General features: G+C 69.2%; 17 protein-coding genes, 1 pseudogene and 2 CRISPR repeat arrays. Of the genes and pseudogenes, 13 read left to right on the top strand and 5 right to left on the bottom strand.

All coding sequences use genetic code 11. The features are described 5' to 3' along the window. Positions 1 to 264, top strand: coding sequence for a DUF6510 family protein (locus tag ABZ801_RS24880; protein ID WP_360701867.1), 264 nt, complete (start codon positions 1 to 3; stop codon positions 262 to 264). Between the two features lie 267 nt (positions 265 to 531). After that, on the top strand, positions 532 to 915 hold the full coding sequence (locus tag ABZ801_RS24875; RefSeq protein WP_360701864.1) for a transposase: 384 nt from the start codon (positions 532 to 534) through the stop codon (positions 913 to 915). A gap of 620 nt (positions 916 to 1,535) precedes the next feature. On the opposite strand, the pseudogene ABZ801_RS24870 reads toward ABZ801_RS24875, so the two are convergent. From ABZ801_RS24870 to ABZ801_RS24850, 5 genes and pseudogenes are all read right to left on the bottom strand, one after another. Continuing rightward, positions 1,536 to 2,393, bottom strand: a pseudogene (locus ABZ801_RS24870) (SCO6880 family protein); the annotation flags it as partial. A 52-nt stretch (positions 2,394 to 2,445) separates the two neighbouring features. Continuing rightward, positions 2,446 to 3,855 (bottom strand): proline-rich domain-containing protein, encoded by a 1,410-nt coding sequence (locus ABZ801_RS24865; protein ID WP_360701861.1) that lies wholly within the window; start codon positions 3,853 to 3,855, stop codon positions 2,446 to 2,448. Beyond that, entirely contained in the window at positions 3,855 to 4,592 is a 738-nt protein-coding gene (locus ABZ801_RS24860) for a hypothetical protein (RefSeq protein ID WP_360701858.1), read from the bottom strand. The genes ABZ801_RS24865 and ABZ801_RS24860 overlap by 1 nt, the downstream gene beginning before the upstream one ends. Further along, positions 4,589 to 4,933, bottom strand: coding sequence for a hypothetical protein (locus tag ABZ801_RS24855; RefSeq protein ID WP_360701855.1), 345 nt, complete (start codon positions 4,931 to 4,933; stop codon positions 4,589 to 4,591). Before ABZ801_RS24855 ends, ABZ801_RS24860 begins: the two co-directional genes overlap by 4 nt. Before the next feature lie 9 nt (positions 4,934 to 4,942). Next, positions 4,943 to 5,392, bottom strand: a complete 450-nt coding sequence (locus ABZ801_RS24850; RefSeq protein ID WP_360701852.1) for a hypothetical protein — start codon at positions 5,390 to 5,392, stop codon at positions 4,943 to 4,945. A 250-nt stretch (positions 5,393 to 5,642) separates the two neighbouring features. On the opposite strand from ABZ801_RS24850, the gene ABZ801_RS24845 reads away from it, so the two are divergent. The 11 genes from ABZ801_RS24845 to cas2e all read left to right on the top strand — a co-directional run bounded on the left by ABZ801_RS24845 (position 5,643) and on the right by cas2e (position 19,715). Further along, on the top strand, positions 5,643 to 5,939 hold the full coding sequence (locus tag ABZ801_RS24845) for a helix-turn-helix domain-containing protein (RefSeq protein ID WP_360701850.1): 297 nt from the start codon (positions 5,643 to 5,645) through the stop codon (positions 5,937 to 5,939). 27 nt (positions 5,940 to 5,966) lie between these two features. After that, positions 5,967 to 6,956, top strand: a complete 990-nt coding sequence (locus tag ABZ801_RS24840) for a bifunctional lytic transglycosylase/C40 family peptidase (protein ID WP_360701847.1) — start codon at positions 5,967 to 5,969, stop codon at positions 6,954 to 6,956. Between the two features lie 391 nt (positions 6,957 to 7,347). Then, positions 7,348 to 7,593, top strand: coding sequence for a helix-turn-helix domain-containing protein (locus ABZ801_RS24835; protein ID WP_360701844.1), 246 nt, complete (start codon positions 7,348 to 7,350; stop codon positions 7,591 to 7,593). A gap of 163 nt (positions 7,594 to 7,756) precedes the next feature. Further along, positions 7,757 to 10,224: a CRISPR direct-repeat array (repeat unit 29 nt; unit sequence GGGACCATCCCCGCGTGCGCGGGGAGCAC). Positions 10,225 to 10,551: 327 nt separating this feature from the next. Then, the gene (gene cas3 / locus ABZ801_RS24830; RefSeq protein WP_360701842.1) at positions 10,552 to 13,458 is read left to right on the top strand and encodes a CRISPR-associated helicase Cas3'; all 2,907 of its coding nucleotides are present in this window, start codon (positions 10,552 to 10,554) and stop codon (positions 13,456 to 13,458) included. After that, entirely contained in the window at positions 13,448 to 15,145 is a 1,698-nt protein-coding gene (gene casA, locus ABZ801_RS24825) for a type I-E CRISPR-associated protein Cse1/CasA (RefSeq protein WP_360701840.1), read from the top strand. Before cas3 ends, casA begins: the two co-directional genes overlap by 11 nt. Further along, the gene (casB, locus tag ABZ801_RS24820) at positions 15,142 to 15,825 is read left to right on the top strand and encodes a type I-E CRISPR-associated protein Cse2/CasB (RefSeq protein ID WP_360701838.1); all 684 of its coding nucleotides are present in this window, start codon (positions 15,142 to 15,144) and stop codon (positions 15,823 to 15,825) included. Before casA ends, casB begins: the two co-directional genes overlap by 4 nt. Then, positions 15,822 to 17,021 (top strand): type I-E CRISPR-associated protein Cas7/Cse4/CasC, encoded by a 1,200-nt coding sequence (gene cas7e / locus ABZ801_RS24815; protein ID WP_360701835.1) that lies wholly within the window; start codon positions 15,822 to 15,824, stop codon positions 17,019 to 17,021. The genes casB and cas7e overlap by 4 nt, the downstream gene beginning before the upstream one ends. Next, positions 17,018 to 17,725 (top strand): type I-E CRISPR-associated protein Cas5/CasD, encoded by a 708-nt coding sequence (gene cas5e, locus ABZ801_RS24810; protein ID WP_360701833.1) that lies wholly within the window; start codon positions 17,018 to 17,020, stop codon positions 17,723 to 17,725. Before cas7e ends, cas5e begins: the two co-directional genes overlap by 4 nt. Beyond that, a complete protein-coding gene (gene cas6e, locus ABZ801_RS24805; protein ID WP_360701831.1) occupies positions 17,725 to 18,414 on the top strand; it encodes a type I-E CRISPR-associated protein Cas6/Cse3/CasE in 690 nt (229 codons plus the stop codon). The genes cas5e and cas6e overlap by 1 nt, the downstream gene beginning before the upstream one ends. A gap of 3 nt (positions 18,415 to 18,417) precedes the next feature. Next, on the top strand, positions 18,418 to 19,371 hold the full coding sequence (cas1e, locus tag ABZ801_RS24800; RefSeq protein WP_360701829.1) for a type I-E CRISPR-associated endonuclease Cas1e: 954 nt from the start codon (positions 18,418 to 18,420) through the stop codon (positions 19,369 to 19,371). After that, complete coding sequence (gene cas2e / locus ABZ801_RS24795; RefSeq protein WP_360701827.1) at positions 19,368 to 19,715, top strand: type I-E CRISPR-associated endoribonuclease Cas2e; 348 nt, start codon at positions 19,368 to 19,370, stop codon at positions 19,713 to 19,715. The genes cas1e and cas2e overlap by 4 nt, the downstream gene beginning before the upstream one ends. 98 nt (positions 19,716 to 19,813) lie before the next feature. Next, positions 19,814 to 19,967: direct repeats of the CRISPR family, unit length 29 nt; unit sequence GTGCTCCCCGCGCACGCGGGGATGGTCCC. Between the last annotated feature and the right edge of the window lie 26 nt (positions 19,968 to 19,993).

The following is a 19,993-nucleotide window of genomic DNA, read 5'->3' as shown; positions in this document are numbered from 1 at the left end:
ATGATCGACGATTACGAGGACGGCAACGCGCTGGCCGGCCCGCTGAGCGAGATATTCACCTTTGACGTCACGATCGCGGACACCCGCTGTGCGGGCTGCGGGCAGAGCGGTCCGGTCGCGAACCTGCGCGTCTACACCCACGCGCCGGGGCTGGTCGCCCGTTGTCCCAGCTGCGAGGAGGTGGTGCTGCGCATGGTCCGCACGCCGACGGAGGCCTGGCTCGACCTGCGCGGAAGCGTCGCACTGCGCATCCCGCTGGCCTGACGAGAGCCTCGTATCCTGCTGGAAATCCTGGGCTCACTCTCCCGCCCTGGGCAGCTACTCGTTGAGGGCACCGGCGACTCGAGAGGATGCTGTTGGTGATCTTTGGAGTGTCTGGCGATCTCGGTGGCGGGGTGGTTGGCTGAAGGGGAAACACCGCGCCCTGTCAAGAAGGTGGCAGACGTGTCGATGGGACGCGGTGTCGGGCGGGTGATCCCGGCATAGACGGCACGGGCTGCCTGGGCCAGCAACCCGGGTGGGACGCCGGCGATGTGGATTCGGGACCGGCTGGCGGGCCTGTTCACCGATGACGACTTCGCCGACTGGTTCGGCGCCGACGGGCGGCGGGGGCTGTCCCCGGCGATGCTGGCGCTGGTGTCGGTGCTGCAGTACGCCGAGAACCTGACCGACCGCCAGGCCGCGCTGGCGGTGCGGTGCCGGATCGGCTGGAAGTACTGCCTGGGGTTGGAGCTGACCGACCCGGGTTTTGATCATTCGGTGTTGTGTGAGTTCCGTGACCGGATGGCCCAAGAGGATCGGGCCGATCGGCTGCTGGCGGTGATGGTGGACCGGCTGGCCGAGGCTGGGCTGGTCAAACGGCGGGGCCGGGGCGCACCGACTCCACGCACGTGCTGGCGGCGGTGCGGCGGCTGAACCGGGCCGAGCTGGTCGGCGAGACACTGCGCGCCGCGCTGGAGGAGTTGGCCGCCGCCAACTCCGGCTGGCTGGCCGGACTGATCACGCCGGAGTGGGCTGAGCGCTACGGCCGTCCGATCCGCTATGACCGGCTGCCCCGTGGCAAGGAGGAACTGGCCGCCTGGGTGCTGCGGGTCGGCGCCGACGGGATGCAGATCTTGCACGCGGTCTACGACCCGGACGCGCCGCGGCGGCTGCGGGACCTGCCGCAGGTGCAGGTCCTGCGGCGGGTGTGGGTGCAGCAGTACTGGATCGACCAGGACGGAGATCTGACCTGGCGTGGCCCCAAGACCACCCGGGACCGGCAGGCCCGCCGGGACAAACCCCGCCGCTCGACCTCCGCAGCGGCCGCGCGCGGGCAGCCCGAGCCTGGCACGGCCCGGCCCCCGTGGTCGGGCCTGGAGATCGTCACCCCGCACGATGTCGACGCCCGCTACTACCACAAGCCCGGCAAGGCCGAATGGATCGGCTACCGCGACCACCAAAGCGAGACCTGCGACGGGGAGGGCCCGAACGTCGTAGTGGTCGGTGTGCTCGGTCGCGGAAATGGGGCCCGCGTCGCACCAGCCGAGGATTTCCTCCGAGTCGGGCTTGGCCAGAAGCCGGTTGACCTCGCCGCGGGCGTGGGGATCGAACGCCGTGCGCACGGCGCCGGTGATTTCGGCGGCGGTGGCCCGTCCCAGGACCGAGACGCCACAGCCGCCGAGGCGCGAAGCCATACCGTCCAGGGTGCGGCCCAGCTCGGCCACTGCTTCCAGCAGGTCCCTCGGCCGGGACGCCGCCGCCTTGGGGTCGAAGGTGATCGAGACACGCGTGTCCACGTCGGCCGCCGCCATCGGCGCGGCGCGGACCAGTTCGTCCATGATGGTGCGCGCCGGGGCCGGTGCCGTCGGGACGACGGCTCGGCGGACCGCATCGGCCAGGGTGGAGCCGGGTTCGGGTGCGGTGTCCACGGTGACCGTCACCCACCGAACCGCGGGCATGTGCCCGAGCCCTGCCAGCCAGCCGCCCCACGCCGCCACCCACGAATCGGCGTCGCTGCGGTCGGCGAGCCAGGTGGAGGCCGGGACGACCCGTAGTGTCGCCGTCAGCAGACCGGTGCGGCGGTCCCACACGATCCCGTACCGGCCCCCGTACCCGTCCTCGGCACTGAGCAGCGTCAGCGGGGCCAGCACCCCGGGCAGTTGGAAGGCTCGCGGGTGGTCGATGACGACTCCGGCGCGGTAGCGGGTGTAGCCGCGCAGCACTCCCCACTGCCAACGCGCCCGCGCCCACAGCCACCGCGCCACCGGGATCCCTCCGACACGCACCAGCCCGAGCCCGCCACCGATCGCCACCGGAGGAAGCAGGTAGATGAGCAACCACGGAACGATCGCGGCGGCCAGCACCAGCAGCATCGCGGCACCGAGTGCGACGAAGGTGGACGTGGTGTCCATGCCGAGCAGGCCGATGCCGTGCCGACGCCGCCAGCCACCGTAGGTTCGGACGTCATGCCCCACCGCCGCCACCTCCTTCACCGGCCGCACCAGTCGGGCCGCCGGCGTCGTCGCCACCGTTCGCATTGCCCATCCACCGGACGGTGTCCCGGCCGCGGCGGCGTTGGTTGTCCCAGCTCTGGAGGCCGGCGGGGCCCACCGGTTCACCGTTGCCACCATCAGGTGGCGCCCACCCATGGCTGCCAGTACCCGCGGCCGGCCGGCCCGCATCCGACAGACCACTGTCAGGCCGGCGACTCCCAGAAGGCGCACCTGGATCGTGCCCCTGCTCCGAGATGGGGTTCTGCGCCGGCTGGCCGTCAGGCGTCTGCTTCGACGAAGGCGCGGACGAAGCCTGGCCGCCTGGTGGACCGGCTTCCTGGTCGCCGAGCTGCTGGCTGAGGTAGTCCGCGTGCTCGTTGGCCGAGCCGGGACGCCCACCACCCAAGCCACCGGCCGAGCCGCCGGCCATGCCGTAGGCGCGCAGCGCGCCGAGCGCGGTCGCACCGCCCAGCAGCGCGCTGAGCACTCCGCCGCCGCTGGTGGATTCGGTTCCGCCGGTCGTCCAGGTGAAGAACTTCAGCAGCACGGGGAAGGCGACGAGACTGATCAGCATCATCGCAAAGCCCATCAGGACGGCCTGCAGGTTCTTGCCGTTACCGACGAGGGTGAAGGCGGTCGCGTACACCGCGGCGGCGGCGGGCTTGTAGAAGATCAAGGCGAGCATCCACCCGGCAACCCTGCCGAACCATGACCGCGTCGCCGTGCTGATCATTCCCGCCGCCGCCAGCGGCAACAGCCCCGCCAGAATGATCAACGCGGCTCCGCGGAACAGCAGAAGCAGCGCCTGAATGATGCCGATCAGCAGCGCGATCATGCACAGCACCAGTACGAGCGCGGCCGGCACTCCACTGGGGAACGTCACGATCGCGGCCATCCGCTTGGCGAAGTCCCCTTGCGAGGACGCGCGCAGCACCCAGCCGCACCACTCATCGCCCCACCGCAACAGCAGGTTCGGCACCACCGTGCCGATCACTGTGACCGCCGCCAACACGACCAGACCGCGACCCGCATCGATCAGCGGGACGGCCTTGCGGGTCAGGGCCATCTTCGCGGCGACGGTCAGCAGCGACACCATGGCGACGGCGATCGTCAGAGGCTGCACCAGCGCCTGCAGGAACCCGATCGCGGGCTCGGCCTCCAGATCCGGGGAGGGCGTCTTCACCCACCAGGAGGCGGTGTTGGAGATCAGCCAGCCGACCGCCGACTGGAACGACTCGGCCGCCTCGTCCAGCACGTTCCCGCCGATCGCCGCCGGAAGGTCGGGCATCGGCACGCTGAACGGGTGGTCGTCGTTGTCCACGGTCTGCACGCACCGGGGCTCCAGCACCGGTGAACACGGGTCGAACGGAAGCAGATGCATCAGCCGCTCCCGTTCGGGAAGCGGACGTAGCCGTCCAGGGAGTCGATCGAGGCGGCCGCGCCTCCCCAGCTCCCACCCGCCGGGGCGACGACACGCCAGTCGCCGTCCCTCCACTGAAGCTGGATTCTGGTCGCTGCCCGCATGGTCACATCGCTGTCGCCGGGGCCAGCCGACACCAGGTCCACGCTCGCTGTTTCAGGTGCGAAGCCTTGCCAGCGGAAACCCTCCAGGACCACATACGCCCGCCCCAGAGCCGCGCCATCCGTCAAGCGGCCGCGGCGCTTGGCGTACACGTCGCGGGTCGTGGCCAGCAGGGCGGCGGTATCAGGGCCGGTGACCTGCTTGCCGATGGTGGGTTCGAACACCTTCGGTCCCCACTGCGCGTTCGCCCGTACCGCGATGTGGACGGCGGCCAGCAACGCCCCGCGCGGCGTGTGAGCGAAACCCGCCGCGAGTTCGTCGCCGGTCTCCCGGGGACCGTCGTCGGCCGAATAGGGCAGGAGAACGCCGTGGTAGTCCCGCCACGCGACTCCAGCCAATGACACCTGCGGCACCATCCACGGCTGTCCCGGCACTTGTCCGACGTGGTGATCGCGATGTGGCTCAGCGGCATCGGTGGTGAGCGCCGCATGTCCGAGGCCGATGACGCTTCCCGTCAGGCTTGCGCCGGCTATGGCGAGTGTGACCAGGATCCGGCCGTCGCGCCGCCGACCGGTCTTGTGGCCTGTGCGGGTCATCTGAAGAACACCCCGACGATCGGCGCCGCGGTCGCTGCGAGGCTGAGCCCGCCCAGGACCCAGGGGATGCCGGTGGCCCCGTCGGCGGCGAAGGTGGAGCGGTTCTTGCGGCCGATGGCCATCTGACCCGCGCAGATGAACAGCCCCGCGACACCGCATACCAGCACGCCCCACTTGCCCCAGGCCAGCAGCGTATTGATCTTGTCATCCAGCCCCGGCGGTGCAGCCGGAGCCGGATCAGGCACCGGGACACCCAGGCTGGCACCCTTCAGCGGAACAAGCCGCCCGGACACGTGCGCTGCCGCGTGGCCGAGCATGATCCCGAAACCGGTGAGGAACATCGGCGCCTCCTACCGGCCCGCCGGCGGTGCGCCGAGCAGGCCGCGTAGCTCGTTCACCGCCTGCTGAGCCTTGCCGGGCAGGGCGACTTGGCGGGGGTCGTCCACCAGCCGCAACGCCCGCACATACGGGATGCGGACTACACCACCGACACGCGGGGCCAGCAGTGCGAAGCGGGCGGTGGCGTCCCGGGTTTCCGGGCCGCCGTCGCTGACGATCGCCAGCGCCGCCACCTGCTGGTCCCATGCGCGCAGGGCCGCGATTGCCGCCGTCGCGTTCTTGGCGGCCGCCGCCGTGTTGCGGACGGCCAGCACGATGGGCCGGCCGTTGGCGCAAAGCGAGCGGCGCCCCGGCACCGGCACTGGTTTGATCGGATCCATGTCCCACGCCGCGGGAAGCAGCGCGGCCAGTGTGGATGTCCCGGCGCCGCCATGCGCGCCGACCACCACCACGTCCAGCATCGCCCCAACGCCGTGGGCCGTGCCAGCGGCCGCCCCTGGGCGGGTCGATCTGATTTGGCGGAGACTCACCCGCATACCCCCGATTCATTGCACTGGGTTGTCGGATGATCACCGTACGTGGCAGACTTGTGGAGCGCAAGCAACGTCAAACAGCGTTTCCGATCGCCATCACGCCCAACACCATGCTTCCGCAGCCACCCGTCCACCACACTGAGAGGCGAACGTGACCACCGACCCAGGAGCCCGCGCGATGACCGAGACACCCGGCCGCGACCCCGACGTGCTCACCACCGCCGAACTCGCCGCCAAACTCGGCCTGTCCGCCCAGACCGTCCGCCGGATGGCCAACGCCGGACAGATCCCCGCGCTCAAGACCGGCAAAGACTTCCGCTACTCCTGGGAAGCGGTCCGCGAAGTGCTGCGGCAGCCCCACCACGACCCCGGGGACACCGCCCATGACCCAGCCGACCCACCCACCAAGAAAGGCGCCGGATACCGCGCCCAACGCCGCGCCCGCACCGGCGCCCACCAGCCCCAGACCGACTGACCCCCAACCGCCTCGGCGGCCTGCACGGTGAGGGCCGCCGCCACATGCGCCGCCGCGTGCACCGCCGCCCTCGGCCTGCCGCTACTGCTCGTTCTCCTCTCGACCGGTCAAAGCCCCGCCGCAGGAGCCGGCGCAGGACGCGCCGGCGCGCCCACCGACTACGCCAAGACCGACATCCCGCCGGCGTACCTGCGCTGGTACCTCGACGCCGCCAACACCTGCCCCGGCCTGCCCTGGAACGTCCTGGCCGCGATCGGCAAAACAGAATCCGACCACGGCCGCTCCACCGCCCCCGGCGTCCACACCGGCGAAAACCACGCCGGCGCGGGCGGGCCGATGCAGTTCCTGGCCCCCACCTGGGCCGCCTACGGCGTCGACGGCGACCACGACGGCCGCAAAGACCGCTACAACCCCGCCGACGCCATCCACGGCGCCGCCCGACTCCTGTGCGCCAACGGCGCCGGCAAAGGCGGCCGGCACCTGTCCCGGGCCATCTGGCACTACAACCACTCCGACCACTACGTCCGCACCGTCCTGGCCCGAGCCGCCCGCTACGCCACCCCCACGCCCACCGGCACCGGCCGCGCCGCCCTGGCCGTCCGCGCCGCCCTGCGATGGCTGGGCACCCCCTACTCCTGGGGCGGAGGCGGCCCATCCGGCCCCACCTACGGCATCGACCACGGACGCGGCATCAAAGGCTTTGACTGCTCCGGCCTCACCCAGCACGCCTGGGCCCAGGCCGGCGCCCGCCTACCCCGCATCGCCGCCGACCAATACCACGCCGGCCCACACGTCCCCCGCTCCCAACTCAAACCCGGCGACCTTCTCTTCTTCGCCACCAACCCCCGCAACCCCGCCACCATCCACCACGTCGGCATCTACCTCGGCCACGGCCGCATGATCCACGCCCCCCAAACCGGCGACGTCGTCCGCATCTCCCCATTCACCGGCAACCCCACCCGCGAACGCCAATACGCAGGCGCAACCCGCCCAACCCCTCACACCACTTCAACCTGACAGAAGGATCGCCCTTTGATTGCAGACACTTCTGTGTCTTCCTAGGCACCAGCCCACGGCTACAGGCCACCATCCCTGCCAATCCGCCACGACCTCATCGTCACCCGACACCTTCCCGCAAGGCCAAAAGGACAGCCTCGTTAGTCAGCCCCATCCGCGCCTTCAGCTTCAGCGGATCCCTTGCAGATCCATCTGCTGGTGCCGACTCTTCCACCTCACCACATTCGACAAACACCCGGTCCGCCTCACGCGCTACCACGCAATCCTCACCAACGCCCACCTTGGCACGGCCTCCCTCTACTCCCAATAACAACAGGCATCTACCACACCGGCTAGTGGGCCCCACGCAAGAACACCTAGAAAGCCGCACACCATCCAGGAGGACGCCCCCATGCACACTCTCAAGTACACCGACCTCGCCGAACTCCCCAGCGTTGTGGACATCACCACTGCGGCTCGCGCTCTCGGCCTCTCCCGTACCTACGCTTACCAGCTCGCCAAAAATGGCGAGTTCCCTTGCAAGGTGCTCCGTATCGGTAACTGCTATCGAGTACCAACAGCAGCGCTGCTGCACCTCCTCCACGCAGACCATGCCATGTGCAGTGGACAGGAATACCAAGCAACTGCTGACTACTGAGAAGCCGAGCCACTGATCGACACAGAGCTTTAACAGGTCGCCATCAGTGACCGCGTGTCGACTCCGCATCTGGTAGTTATCCTATAAATCCAGCCAACCGAGAATGTCTGCTCACATGTGCGGCGAACGCCGTCAACGCCGAAGCTGGCACAGTAACGGCGGCAAGACCATCCCCGCGTGCGCGGGGAGCACGCCATCCTTCCGATCAAGGCCCCCTGGGCGGCGGGACCATCCCCGCGTGCGCGGGGAGCACCGCGACGCGGAGGAGCGCGCCATCCTCGCCGCGGGACCATCCCCGCGTGCGCGGGGAGCACGGCGCGGCGGATGGTGCGGTCGCCCACGCCGAGGGACCATCCCCGCGTGCGCGGGGAGCACGGAACATCCTCAACCAACTTGAGCGGTCCGTAGGGACCATCCCCGCGTGCGCGGGGAGCACCGGCCGCATCCGCAGCGGGCGCTGCGGCCGTTGGGACCATCCCCGCGTGCGCGGGGAGCACCGAGCCGAAGAGGCGGACGAGATCGCCAGCCAGGGACCATCCCCGCGTGCGCGGGGAGCACCATGAGGCAGACCTCACCGGCCTACTAGACGTGGGACCATCCCCGCGTGCGCGGGGAGCACGACTCGCTGGACTTCTGTGGGTTGGCCGGAGTCGGACCATCCCCGCGTGCGCGGGGAGCACGTCCCGAGCCAGCTCACCCAGAGCTGGTGCCCGGGACCATCCCCGCGTGCGCGGGGAGCACCCCTTTCCCCCTCCCTCCTCCCCTGCCGACGGGGACCATCCCCGCGTGCGCGGGGAGCACACCTTGACCTCGGTTGAGGCGGCCTCGGCGCGGGGACCATCCCCGCGTGCGCGAGGAGCACTCCTCGCAGCCGTGCACGACGTTCCATCTCATGGGACCATCCCCGCGTGCGCGGGGAGCACCACCCCGACCTGCAAGACCTCGGCCGCCCCGTGGGACCATCCCCGCGTGCGCGGGGAGCACGGCAGGTCGACGTACACGGTGTATCCGGCGCCGGGACCATCCCCGCGTGCGCGGGGAGCACTGCTCCAGAGCCGTCCGCTGGTGCAGCGCCCGGGGACCATCCCCGCGTGCGCGGGGAGCACCCCATCATCACCAACGGGCCCAGGGTGGCCACGGGACCATCCCCGCGTGCGCGGGGAGCACACGACAAGCTGTCGGCGTCGCTGACGCTCAAGGGGACCATCCCCGCGTGCGCGGGGAGCACTCGGGACGGCGCTGCGCTGGTACCTGGCCTACGGGACCATCCCCGCGTGCGCGGGGAGCACGGCGTGATGAATATCTGGCAGTGTTTGCCCGTGGGACCATCCCCGCGTGCGCGGGGAGCACGGATCTGCGCGGGCGACGGCGCCGCCGTCCCGGGGACCATCCCCGCGTGCGCGGGGAGCACCAGTCCAGCGGGTAGAGCGCACCGGTCTTCTGGGGACCATCCCCGCGTGCGCGGGGAGCACCCGCGGCGATCCTGGCGCACCATTGGCCGGACGGGACCATCCCCGCGTGCGCGGGGAGCACCATGGAGGTCAAGGGTGTGCCGGGCCTGTTCCGGGACCATCCCCGCGTGCGCGGGGAGCACAGCCCGTACGCGCGCCGGTTCACGACCTTCTCGGGACCATCCCCGCGTGCGCGGGGAGCACACCGTGACCACCGGCACCCAGGCACTGATCTGGGGACCATCCCCGCGTGCGCGGGGAGCACGCCGATCAGGTCACGGGCGGCCAGGGCTGCGAGGGACCATCCCCGCGTGCGCGGGGAGCACATCGTGCGCATGTCCTTCGGCTCCTTCCAGCCGGGACCATCCCCGCGTGCGCGGGGAGCACTAGCCCGCCAGCTCGTCCTCGACCGCGCGGGCGGGACCATCCCCGCGTGCGCGGGGAGCACCTTCCCCGCCGACTCGCTGTACGCCGAGTGGGGGGACCATCCCCGCGTGCGCGGGGAGCACGTCGGAACGTTCGGAGCCGCAGTGATCTCGAAGGGACCATCCCCGCGTGCGCGGGGAGCACGTGGCGATCAGCGCGCGTTTGACCTCGACCACGGGACCATCCCCGCGTGCGCGGGGAGCACCGCAGACTGGCGCCGGCACGGGAAGGCGGCGGGGGACCATCCCCGCGTGCGCGGGGAGCACCATCGCCGGGGCGGGCTGCCGGCGGGCCCGCCGGGACCATCCCCGCGTGCGCGGGGAGCACAGCGGCCAGGGCCTCGCCCCAGTGGCCGAGTTCGGACCATCCCCGCGTGCGCGGGGAGCACGAGTCCCTCCTTTTCGTCCGTTCGTCTTTCCTGGGACCATCCCCGCGTGCGCGGGGAGCACCCTTTGGCTTCCTGGATGGCCCACACGTCCACGGGACCATCCCCGCGTGCGCGGGGAGCACCCGGTGCCGGCGGCGCCGACCATCACATCCACGGGACCATCCCCGCGTGCGCGGGGAGCACAGCATCCCCTGCAGCATGTCCGCCTCTCCCGGGGGACCATCCCCGCGTGCGCGGGGAGCACTGCCCGGTGGAGTTGGCGACGCGGGCGATCTGGGGACCATCCCCGCGTGCGCGGGGAGCACGTCGTGATCCCCTCCACCCTGCTCACCGACGGGGGACCATCCCCGCGTGCGCGGGGAGCACACTGCCTGACCTCGGGCTTTAGTTTGGCAACAGGCCGGATGCGAGCACTTTTGAAGACTTGGACATATCGGACTTCCATGGATGGAGGTGGTCTTCGAGTATGCCTGCTCGAGCTCGGCTTCTGTGGCGGCTCCAGTGGCCAGTGCCTCCGGGGGCGCGGTGACCCTTTGTGGCCGAGTGTCGCACTTGCGTAACGCATGATCGCCATGTTCTTCCTGTTCAGTGGGGTTGTACGTCTCGGCGGTGGATGCCGGGAAGGAATCTTGCTCAACTGGCGGATTGTTGTTCAGGCGACAGCTGTCGGTGCTGGTGTGTTGAATGGCCTGCATGTTCGACGGGGGAGTTGGCGGGGAGTGGCTGCGGGAGCGTCTGTCGTCAGCGGCGCGTTCGGTTTGGGCCAAGCATGATCGCAAATCTGACGGTTGGCTTCCGCTGTGGCGTCATCTGGTCGACAGTGGTGCCGTTGCGGGGCTTTTGTGGGATTCGTGGATTCCGCATCAGGCTCAAGCTGTCGTAGCCGAGACTCTCCCTGAGGGGATTGCGGACGCACGTCGGTTGGCGGTATGGCTGGCGGCTACACATGACATCGGTAAGGCCACTCCGGCGTTCGCGTGTCAGGTGGAGTCGCTTGCCGACAAGATGCGGGCGGCGGGGTTGGACATGGCACCGTACAAGCAGCTGGTCGATCGTCGGCTTGCGCCGCATGGCCTGGCCGGTCAGGCATTGCTTCAGGAGTGGTTGATGGAGCGGGGCTGGAGTCGGTCGGGGACGCTGCCGTTCACGATTGTTGCCGGCGGGCACCATGGTGTGCCGCCCACTTTCAGCGACATCAAAGAACTGAATGTTCATCCGGATCTTCTGCGGACGCCGGGCTGTGAGTCGGCGTGGAGGAGAGTTCAGTGGGAGATCTTGGACTCTGTCGCGGAGATGTGCGGGGTCGAATCCCGGTTGCCTGGTTGGCAGCAGGTGAAGCTCTCTCAGTCGGCGCAGGTGGTGCTGACTGGGCTGGTCATTGTTGCGGACTGGATCGCCAGTAATTCTGATCTCTTCCCGTATTTCCTTGACGGCCACCAGGCGAGTGATAAAGAACGTGTCGAAGCGGCGTGGCGGGGTCTGGCGCTTCCCAAACCATGGCGGCCGGCGGACACGGACATGAGTCCGGACGACTTGTTCGCTGCCCGGTTCGATCTACCGCCCGATGCGCGTGTCCGCCCGGTCCAGGAGGGCGCGGTCGCGTTGGCCAGGCGGATGTCGTCGCCTGGGTTGATGGTGATCGAGGCGCCGATGGGTGAGGGAAAGACCGAGGCGGCGCTGGCGGTCACGGAGGTGTTCGGGGCCCGGTCAGGGGCGGGAGGCGTGTTCGTCGCGTTGCCGACGATGGCTACGGGCAACGCGATGTTCCCTCGGATGTTGAAGTGGCTGCGGCGTGTTCCGGATGCGGACGGCGAGGCGCTGCGGTCGGTGATGCTGGCTCACTCCAAGGCGGCGCTGAACGAGAACTTCAACGAGCTGGTACGAGCTGGACGGCGCTCGCTCCGCGGTGTCGAGCAGGACGGCGGGGGCGATGAGTGGCGTCTGCGCAGTGATCGGCGTGTCTCGTCCGCGGAACTGGTCGCGCATCAGTGGCTGCACGGGCGCAAGAAGGCGATGCTGTCCTCGTTCGTCGTGGGGACGGTCGACCAGTTGCTGTTCATGGGGTTGAAGAGTCGGCACCTGGCGCTGCGGCACCTCGCTCTGGCGGGCAAGGTTGTGGTCATTGACGAGGCCCACGCCTACGACACGTACATGAACTCGTATCTGGACCGGGTGTTGTCGTGGTTGGGCGCCTATCGGGTGCCGGTCGTGGTGTTGTCCGCCACGCTGCCGGCAAGGCGACGTCGCGAACTCGCCGAGGCATACGTGGGGACGCGTGGTGCCAGCGGTGGCTTGGAGGAGGTGGAAGCGGCTGGCGGCTACCCGCTGCTGACTGCCGTTGAGCCGATGCGACCTCCCGTCGTCATGGAGGTCGCGCCGTCAGGACGGCGTACCGACGTTCAGGTGGAGCGCTTGAGCGACGACTTGGGTGTGCTTGCTGACCGGCTGGAGCACGACCTTGCCGATGGCGGTTGTGCGCTGGTGATCCGCAACACGGTTGACCGGGTTCTGGAGACGGCTCAGTTTCTGCGACAACGGTTCAGGCAGGACGAGATCACCGTTGCGCACGCGCGTTTCGTCGATCTCGATCGCGCCGCCAGAGACGCGTTGTTGCTGCGCATGTTCGGGCCGCCCGAGGACGGTGCGAACCGTCCGGCGCGGCACATCGTGGTGGCCAGCCAGGTCGCCGAGCAGTCCCTGGACATCGACTTCGACCTGCTGGTGACGGACCTGTGCCCGGTCGACCTGCTGCTTCAGCGGATGGGGCGGTTGCACCGGCACATGCGCGGCAAGGGGCAGTGCGAGCGCCCCGAGCGTGTGCGTGTCGCCCGGTGCCTGGTGACGGGCGCCGACTGGGGCCAGGTCCCCGTGGAGCCGGTCAAAGGATCACAGCGCATCTACCGGTCGCATGCGCTGCTGCGATCGGCTGCGGTGCTGGAGCCGTACCTGGCGGGAACGGCCGCAACAGGGCATGCGGTGAGACTTCCCAACGACATCAGTCCCCTGGTGCAGAAGGCATACGGGGAAGAGGCGGTGGGGCCGGCCACATGGCAAGAAGCGATGGAGCAGGCCCGCCAACAGGATGTGCTGCACCATAGGCAGCAACAGGAGAAGGCCAGAAAGTTCCAGATCAACGATGTCGGGCGACCAGGACGTGCCCTGGTCGGCTGGGCCGATGCGGGGGTGGGGGACGCCGACGACACTCGGACGGGCCGGGCCCAGGTCCGTGACAGCCCGGAGACGCTGGAGGTGCTGGTCGTTCAGCGTCTGGCCGATGGAACGGTGCGGACGTTGCCCTGGCTGGGCGAGGGGCGCGGTGGGCGGGAACTGCCCACGGAGATGGCACCGCCGTGGGAGGTGGCCCGCATCGTGGCCGCGTGCGGGCTGCGGCTGCCCTACCAGTTCTCGATCCCGGACGTACTCGACCGTGCCATCGAGGAGTTGGAGGCCGAGTGCGTCCTGGCCTGGCAGTCCAAAGAGAGCCACTGGCTGGCCGGGGAGCTGATCCTGTTCCTCGATGAGAACTGTCAGACCCGCTTGGCAGGCTACGACCTGCGCTACACCCGTGACGATGGTCTTGAGGTGACTCGTGTCCAGTGAAGCTGCGTCCTTCGATCTGACGCGCCGCCCATGGCTGCCGGTGCTGCGCGAGGACGGCACCGAGGACGAACTCTCGCTGCTGGACGTCTTCGCGCAAGCCAGTGAGTTGCGGCGGCTGGTCGGGGACCTTCCCACACAAGAATTCGCGTTGCTGCGTCTGATGCTGGCGATCCTGCACGACGTGGTGGACGGACCGGTCGACCTGGACCACTGGCAGCAGTTGTGGGACGAGGGCCTGCCCGTCGATGGCGATGACGGGATCGCCGCCTATCTGGATCGGCACCGCGAACGGTTCGACCTGCTCCACCCGGAGACCCCGTTCTTCCAGACGGCCGGCCTGCACACTGCCAAGGACGAGATCGCTTCACTGGACCGTCTGGTCGCCGACGTGCCCAATGGTGCGCAGTTCTTCACGATGCGGGCCCATGGCGTGGGGCGGTTGTCGTTCGCTGAGGCCGCTCGCTGGCTGGTGCACGCTCACGCCTTTGACACCTCTGGCATCAAGAGCGGCGCGGTCGGCGATCCCAGAGTCAAGGGCGGCAGGGGCTACCCACAGGGCGTCGCCTGGGCCGGGAATTTGGGTGGAGTCTTCGTTGAGGGAGCGAATCTTCGCGAGACCCTGCTGCTCAACCTGATCGCCTTCGACACCGACAACTTGCGAGTCGATGCGGCCGATGACCGTCCGGCATGGCGTCACCCCGCCCCTGGCCCTGCCGAGCTCGACCCGTTGGAGTTGAGCAGGCGGCCGGCGGGTCCCCGGGATCTCTACACCTGGCAGTCCAGACGCATCCGGCTGGTGTTCGACGACGAGGGCGTCCACGGCGTGGTGCTGGCCTATGGCGATGCGCTGACTCCCCGCAACCAGCACCAGCGGGAGCCGATGACGGCCTGGCGCCGTAGCCCCGCCCAGGAGAAGAAGCACAAACTGGCCCAGGTGTATCTGCCGCGCGAACACGAACCGGGAAAGAGCGCGTGGCGAGGGCTGGGCGCTCTGGTCGCCGGCCGGGCGCCGGGCGCTCAACAACGCCAGGAGGCCGCACAGATCGTCCGTCCCCGGATCCTGGACTGGGTCGCCCGCCTGACGGTCGAAGGCGACTTCCCACAAGATTTCCTGGTGCGGGCGCGGCTGATCGGAGCCCAGTACGGCACCCAGCAATCGGTGATCGACGAGGTGGTCGACGACGCCGTGACGATGCCGGTGGTGCTGCTGCACGAGCGGGACAGCCGGCTCTGCCAGGAGGCGATCGACGCCGTCGCCGACGCCGAGAACGCCGTCGGCGTGCTCGGTGATCTGGCCGCCGACCTGGCCCGCAGCATCGGCGCCGACCCCGAACCCGCGCGTGAGCACGCCAGGACCGTGGGCTTCGGCATGCTCGACGGCCCGTTCCGCGACTGGCTCGCCAAGCTCGACCCCGAAGAGTCGCCGCAGTCTCAGCGAGCGACATGGCAGGACATCGCCCGAACGATCGTCGCCCGGCTGGGAGACCGGGAGATAGAGGACGCCGGCAACGGTGCTTGGGAAGGCCGCGTCATCCAGACCGGGAAAGGCCAAGAGGTGTGGTTGACGACATCCCGCGCCGACGCGCTCTTCCGATACCGACTCCGCAAGGCACTACCTGGAACCGCGCCTGACCTCGACAAAGCCGCAGGTCAGGAAGCTACGAACTCCTTGGAGGTCAGTACATGACCGCGACCGTCCCGGATGAGCGCCAGCACACCGCCGAGCTGGTTCGCGAAGTCGTCGGCGAGTTCGTGACCGAGCTGCAGGACGGTTACCTGCGCGATTCCAGCGTGGCCGTCGCGCGACTGGCGCAGTTGCGGCGCGGCGCCGGAAAGCTCCCACAGGATGTCCCCGAACTGTGGGGTCTCACCGGAGCCGAACGGCTGTACCAGGACCAGGCACTGAGCGAAGTCCAGGCCACGCGCGCCGAGACCGCCGCTTTCCTGGCTGTGACGTTGTACGCACTCCACCAGCAGTCACGCACCAGCCAGAAGATGCATGTCCCTGGTGTCGACCTGGGAACCGCCGTACGCCGGTTGATGCCGGCGGAGCGGATCGATGAGCCGATCCGGCGGCGCTTCGTGCGCGTCGGGACGGCCGGCACCGCAGAGGTGCTGGCCTATCGGCTCCGGGAAGTCATCTCGCTGCTACGACGCGACTCGGTCCCCTTGGACTACGCGCTCCTGGCGGAACGTCTCTACCACGCCCAGACCCCCGACGGGCTGGCGCGGGTCCGTCGGCAGTGGGGCCGCAGCTTCCACGCCTACCGTCGCGCAGGCGACCAACCCCAGTCACAGCAGACCGCAACCCCCGGGCCCGAGACCACGCCGCACGGTGGGGCCATGACCGACAAGGACGTCACATGACTCGCACCATCATTGACCTGCACATCCTGCAGAACGTGCCGCCCAGCAACCTCAACCGGGACGACACCGGCACGCCCAAGACCGCCGTCTACGGCGGGGTGCGTCGGGCCCGGGTCTCCAGCCAGGCGTGGAAGCGCGCCACCCGCCGCACCTTCCACGACCTGCTGGACCCCAGCGAACTGGGGGTCCGCACCAAGCGGGTCGCCGAACTCCTCGCCGAACGCATCCGCACGCGCGACGAGTCCATCGAGCAGGCGCAGGCGTGGCAACTGGCCGCCGAAACCATCCAGAACGCGACCGGCTCCAAGATCGAGGTGCCCAAGCGCCGCGGGGGCGCGGCCAAGGACGATGAGGAGCCGGCCGCGGCTCCAGAGTCCAAGTACCTGATGTTCCTCAGCGCCCACCAGCTCGACGGGCTCGCCGAACTCGCCATCGAGGCCCGCGACGACGTCAAGACCTTCTTCAAGGACAAGGACAACAAGAACCGGGCCAAGCAGATCGCCAACGCCCGCCATTCGGTCGACATCGCGCTGTTCGGCCGGATGGTCGCCGACGGCGCCGACATCAACGTCGACGCCGCCGCCCAGGTCGCCCACGCCATCAGCGTCCACCAGGTGGAGAACGAGTCGGACTACTACACCGCCGTCGACGACCACAAGGAACGCGAAGACGACGACCTCGGCGCAGGCATGATCGGCACCGTGGAGTTCAACTCCGCCACCCTGTACCGCTACGCCGCCCTCGACGTCGACCTGCTGCGCAGCAACCTCGGCAAGGGACTGCGGGATGACGAGCCGGTCACCGAGCCGGTCCGCCGCGCCGTGCAGGCCTTCGTTGAGGGCTTCATCACCTCGATGCCCACCGGCAAGGTCAACACCTTCGGCAACCACACCCTGCCCGACGCCGTCGTGGTGAAGGTCCGCTCCTCCCGCCCGATCAGCTTCGTGTCCGCATTCGAGGAACCGTGCAAGGCCGCCACCGACGGCGGACACATGCAGCAGGCCTCCGCGCGCCTGGCCCGCTACGTCCCGGAGATCGAGAAGGCCTACGGCGTCGCCGAAGACACCCGCGCCTGGGTCCTGCGCGTCGGCAAGAACACCGAGCCGCTGTCCGAACTCGGCACCGAAGTGTCCCTGCCCGAGCTGGTCAACGCGATCGGCGAGGAGGTCGCCCGGCGGCAGGAAGACCAGCGGTGAGCGTTCTCACCCTGCAACTCGCCGGTCCACTGCAGGCATGGGGGTCCTCGGCGCGGTTCGCGCGCCGAACAACCGAACAGGCCCCCACCAAGAGCGGCGTCATCGGTCTGCTGGCCGGCGCTCTCGGCCGTCAACGCACCGACGACCTGAGCGACCTGGCCGCCCTGCGCTTCGGTGTCCGCATCGACCAGCGCGGCACCCCGCTGCGCGACTACCAGACCGCGCACCACTTCGAAACAGGCAGATCAATGCCGGTCTCCGAGCGGTTCTACCTGGCCGACGCGGTGTTCGTGGCCGCCGTCGAGGGCGACGACGACCTCATCCACCGTCTGCACCAAGCCCTGCGTCGGCCCGGCTTCCTGCCCTACCTCGGGCGCCGGTCCTGCCCGCCGTCCCGCCCCATCGAGCTGGGCGTCCGCCACGACCAGACCTTGGAGGAACGCCTGGCCGACGAAACCTGGCGCGCCGCCGGCTGGCACCAGCGCAGAAACAACCAGCCGACCGTGGAACTCGAAACCATCATCCAGGCCGACGGCAACACCACAGCGGTCGACACCCTGCGCGACCAGCCGATCAGCTTCGATCCGCGGCACCGCCGATACGCGCTGCGCGGCATCCGGCACGGCCACGTGGAGATCCCCAACCCGGCCGCCCGCCGCCCCAGCCCGGACCACGACCCGACCGCCGTCCTACGAGACCTGTGATGTACCTGACGCGCTTTCGCCTCAACACCGAACGGATCGGCGCCCGCAAACTGCTGTCCTCACCGCAAACACTGCACGCGGCCGTCATGTCGTCCTTCGCGGAACTCCCCGCCCAAGAGCCGGACGGCCCCAGAGTGCTGTGGCGCATCGACCGTGACAGCCGTTCCCGCACCCACCTGTGCTTGGTCAGCCCCTACAAGCCCGACCTGACGCACCTGGTGGAGCAGGCCGGATGGCCCACCACGGCACGCTGGGAAACCTACGACTACGGCCCCTTCCTCGACCGCCTCAAGGCCGGCGACCGATGGGCGTTCCGTCTCACCGCCAACCCCGTCCACTCCGTCCGCCGCAACGACACAGAACCCAGAAAGCCGACCGCGCACATCGGACCGCGCCATCAACTGCGCTGGCTTCTGCAACGCCAGGAGAAGGCCGGTTTCACCGTCGTGCGCAAGCCGGCCAGTCCCGGCCGGGAATCAGAGCTCGACCAGCACGAGGTCCTGGTCCACAACCGTCGTCAGCTGTCCTTCCACAAGCGGGGCACCAGCAAGCCCGTCACTCTGGTCACGGTCACCTTCGACGGCCGGCTTGAGGTCACCGATCCCGAGGCGTTCCGCCGCACGCTCACCCACGGACTCGGCAAGGCCAAGGCCTACGGGTGCGGCCTGATGACCCTGGCGAAGGCCTGACCCGTGTCCACGGTCGGCAAACGCGGCGCCTCCTCGCCCCGCGAACTCACCCGTATGAGCGACCGGCTCTCGTTCATCTACCTCGAACGCTGCACTCTGCACCGCGAAGACAACGCCATCACCGCCGAAGACGCCGAAGGCATCACTCACATCCCTTCGGCCACCATCGGCACCCTGCTGCTCGGCCCCGGAACCCGCGTCACCCACCAGGCCATGAGCGTGCTGGGCGACAGCGGCGCAGGAGTCGTGTGGGTCGGCGAGCAAGGCGTGCGGTTCTACTCCGGCGGCCGCTCACTCAACCGCTCGTCCGCCCTGGTCGAAGCCCAAGCCACCGCATGGGCCAACCGCCGCACCCGCCTGGAGGTCGCCCGCAACATGTACCGGATGCGGTTCCCCGGCGAAGACCCGTCCGGCCTCAGCCGCCACGAACTGCTCGGCCGCGAAGGACGACGCGTCAAAGAGTGCTACCGCCACGAAGCCGCCAGAGTCGGCCTCACCTGGAACGGCCGCCAATACGTCCATGGAGACTTCGACACCGGAGACGCCGCCAACCAGGCCGTCACCGCCGCGGCGCAATGCATGTACGGCATAGCCCAGACGACCGTCGCCGCGCTCGGCTGCGCCCCCGGCCTCGGATTCATCCACTCCGGCCACGAACTCGCCTTCGTGCTCGACATCGCCGACCTCTACAAGACCGAGATCGCCATCCCCGTCGCCTTCGAAGTCGCAGCCGAAAGCCCCGACGACATCGGCTCGCGCACCCGCCGCGCCATCCGCGACCGCGTCAACGAAGTCGGCCTGCTCCACCGGTGCGTGAAGGACGTCAAGACCCTCCTGCTGCCCGACGACCCCTCCGAGGACCCGACGGCGGACGACGTCGACCACGTCACCCTGCAAAGCGATCACGGCATGAACATCGAGTCCGGACGCAACTACGCCGAAGACGTGTACTGGTGACCATCATCATCCTCACCAACTGCCCCGCCGGCCTGCGCGGCTTCCTGACCCGCTGGCTGATGGAGATCTCGCCCGGCGTCTTCATCGGCGGCCCGTCCGCCCGCATCAGACAAGCCCTCTGGGACGAAGTGCAGCAATACGCCGACACCGGCCGCGCCCTGCTCGCCTACAGCACCAACAACGAGCAGGGCTTCACCTTCGAAACCCACGACCACAAGTGGCACCCCATCGACCACGAAGGCCTGACCCTGATCCGCCGCCCCAAGGCCCGGCCGGCCATCACCTCTCAACCAGCTACAGGCTGGAGCAAGGCATCCAAACGCCGCCGCTACGGCAAACGCTGAACAGCGCTGAAGGCCCGCGCCCCCAATGCTCGAAATGTCGGAATCTCAGAAAGTGCTCCAAAACAGCACCTCCCGCCGACAAACCCGCAGGTCAGCCAGAGTGCTCCCCGCGCACGCGGGGATGGTCCCACCTCCTCGCGACCGGAGATCCACAGCAACGTGTGCTCCCCGCGCACGCGGGGATGGTCCCCTGGCCCACCTCGGCGCGATCCTCACGAACGAGTGCTCCCCGCGCACGCGGGGATGGTCCCAGCCGAGCCTCCGCTGCGAGAACGGAG

Origin of the sequence: Actinomadura sp. NPDC047616, from assembly GCF_040642915.1 — a bacterium.
GTDB lineage: Bacteria > Actinomycetota > Actinomycetes > Streptosporangiales > Streptosporangiaceae > Spirillospora > Spirillospora miaoliensis.
The sequence above is the reverse complement of the archived record's forward strand: the minus strand, read 5'-3'. Positions and strand labels throughout refer to the sequence as shown.

Excerpts from the sequence above, each read along its gene's own strand:
- ABZ801_RS24880 (WP_360701867.1), top strand. The coding sequence starts at position 1 with ATGATCGACGATTACGAGGACGGCAACGCGCTGGCCGGCCCGCTGAGC.
- ABZ801_RS24875 (WP_360701864.1), top strand. The coding sequence starts at position 532 with ATGTGGATTCGGGACCGGCTGGCGGGCCTGTTCACCGATGACGACTTC.
- ABZ801_RS24865 (WP_360701861.1), bottom strand. The coding sequence starts at position 3,855 with ATGCATCTGCTTCCGTTCGACCCGTGTTCACCGGTGCTGGAGCCCCGG.
- ABZ801_RS24860 (WP_360701858.1), bottom strand. The coding sequence starts at position 4,592 with ATGACCCGCACAGGCCACAAGACCGGTCGGCGGCGCGACGGCCGGATC.
- ABZ801_RS24855 (WP_360701855.1), bottom strand. The coding sequence starts at position 4,933 with ATGTTCCTCACCGGTTTCGGGATCATGCTCGGCCACGCGGCAGCGCAC.
- ABZ801_RS24850 (WP_360701852.1), bottom strand. The coding sequence starts at position 5,392 with ATGCTGGACGTGGTGGTGGTCGGCGCGCATGGCGGCGCCGGGACATCC.
- ABZ801_RS24845 (WP_360701850.1), top strand. The coding sequence starts at position 5,643 with ATGACCGAGACACCCGGCCGCGACCCCGACGTGCTCACCACCGCCGAA.
- ABZ801_RS24835 (WP_360701844.1), top strand. The coding sequence starts at position 7,348 with ATGCACACTCTCAAGTACACCGACCTCGCCGAACTCCCCAGCGTTGTG.
- cas3 (WP_360701842.1), top strand. The coding sequence starts at position 10,552 with ATGTTCGACGGGGGAGTTGGCGGGGAGTGGCTGCGGGAGCGTCTGTCG.
- casB (WP_360701838.1), top strand. The coding sequence starts at position 15,142 with ATGACCGCGACCGTCCCGGATGAGCGCCAGCACACCGCCGAGCTGGTT.
- cas7e (WP_360701835.1), top strand. The coding sequence starts at position 15,822 with ATGACTCGCACCATCATTGACCTGCACATCCTGCAGAACGTGCCGCCC.
- cas6e (WP_360701831.1), top strand. The coding sequence starts at position 17,725 with ATGTACCTGACGCGCTTTCGCCTCAACACCGAACGGATCGGCGCCCGC.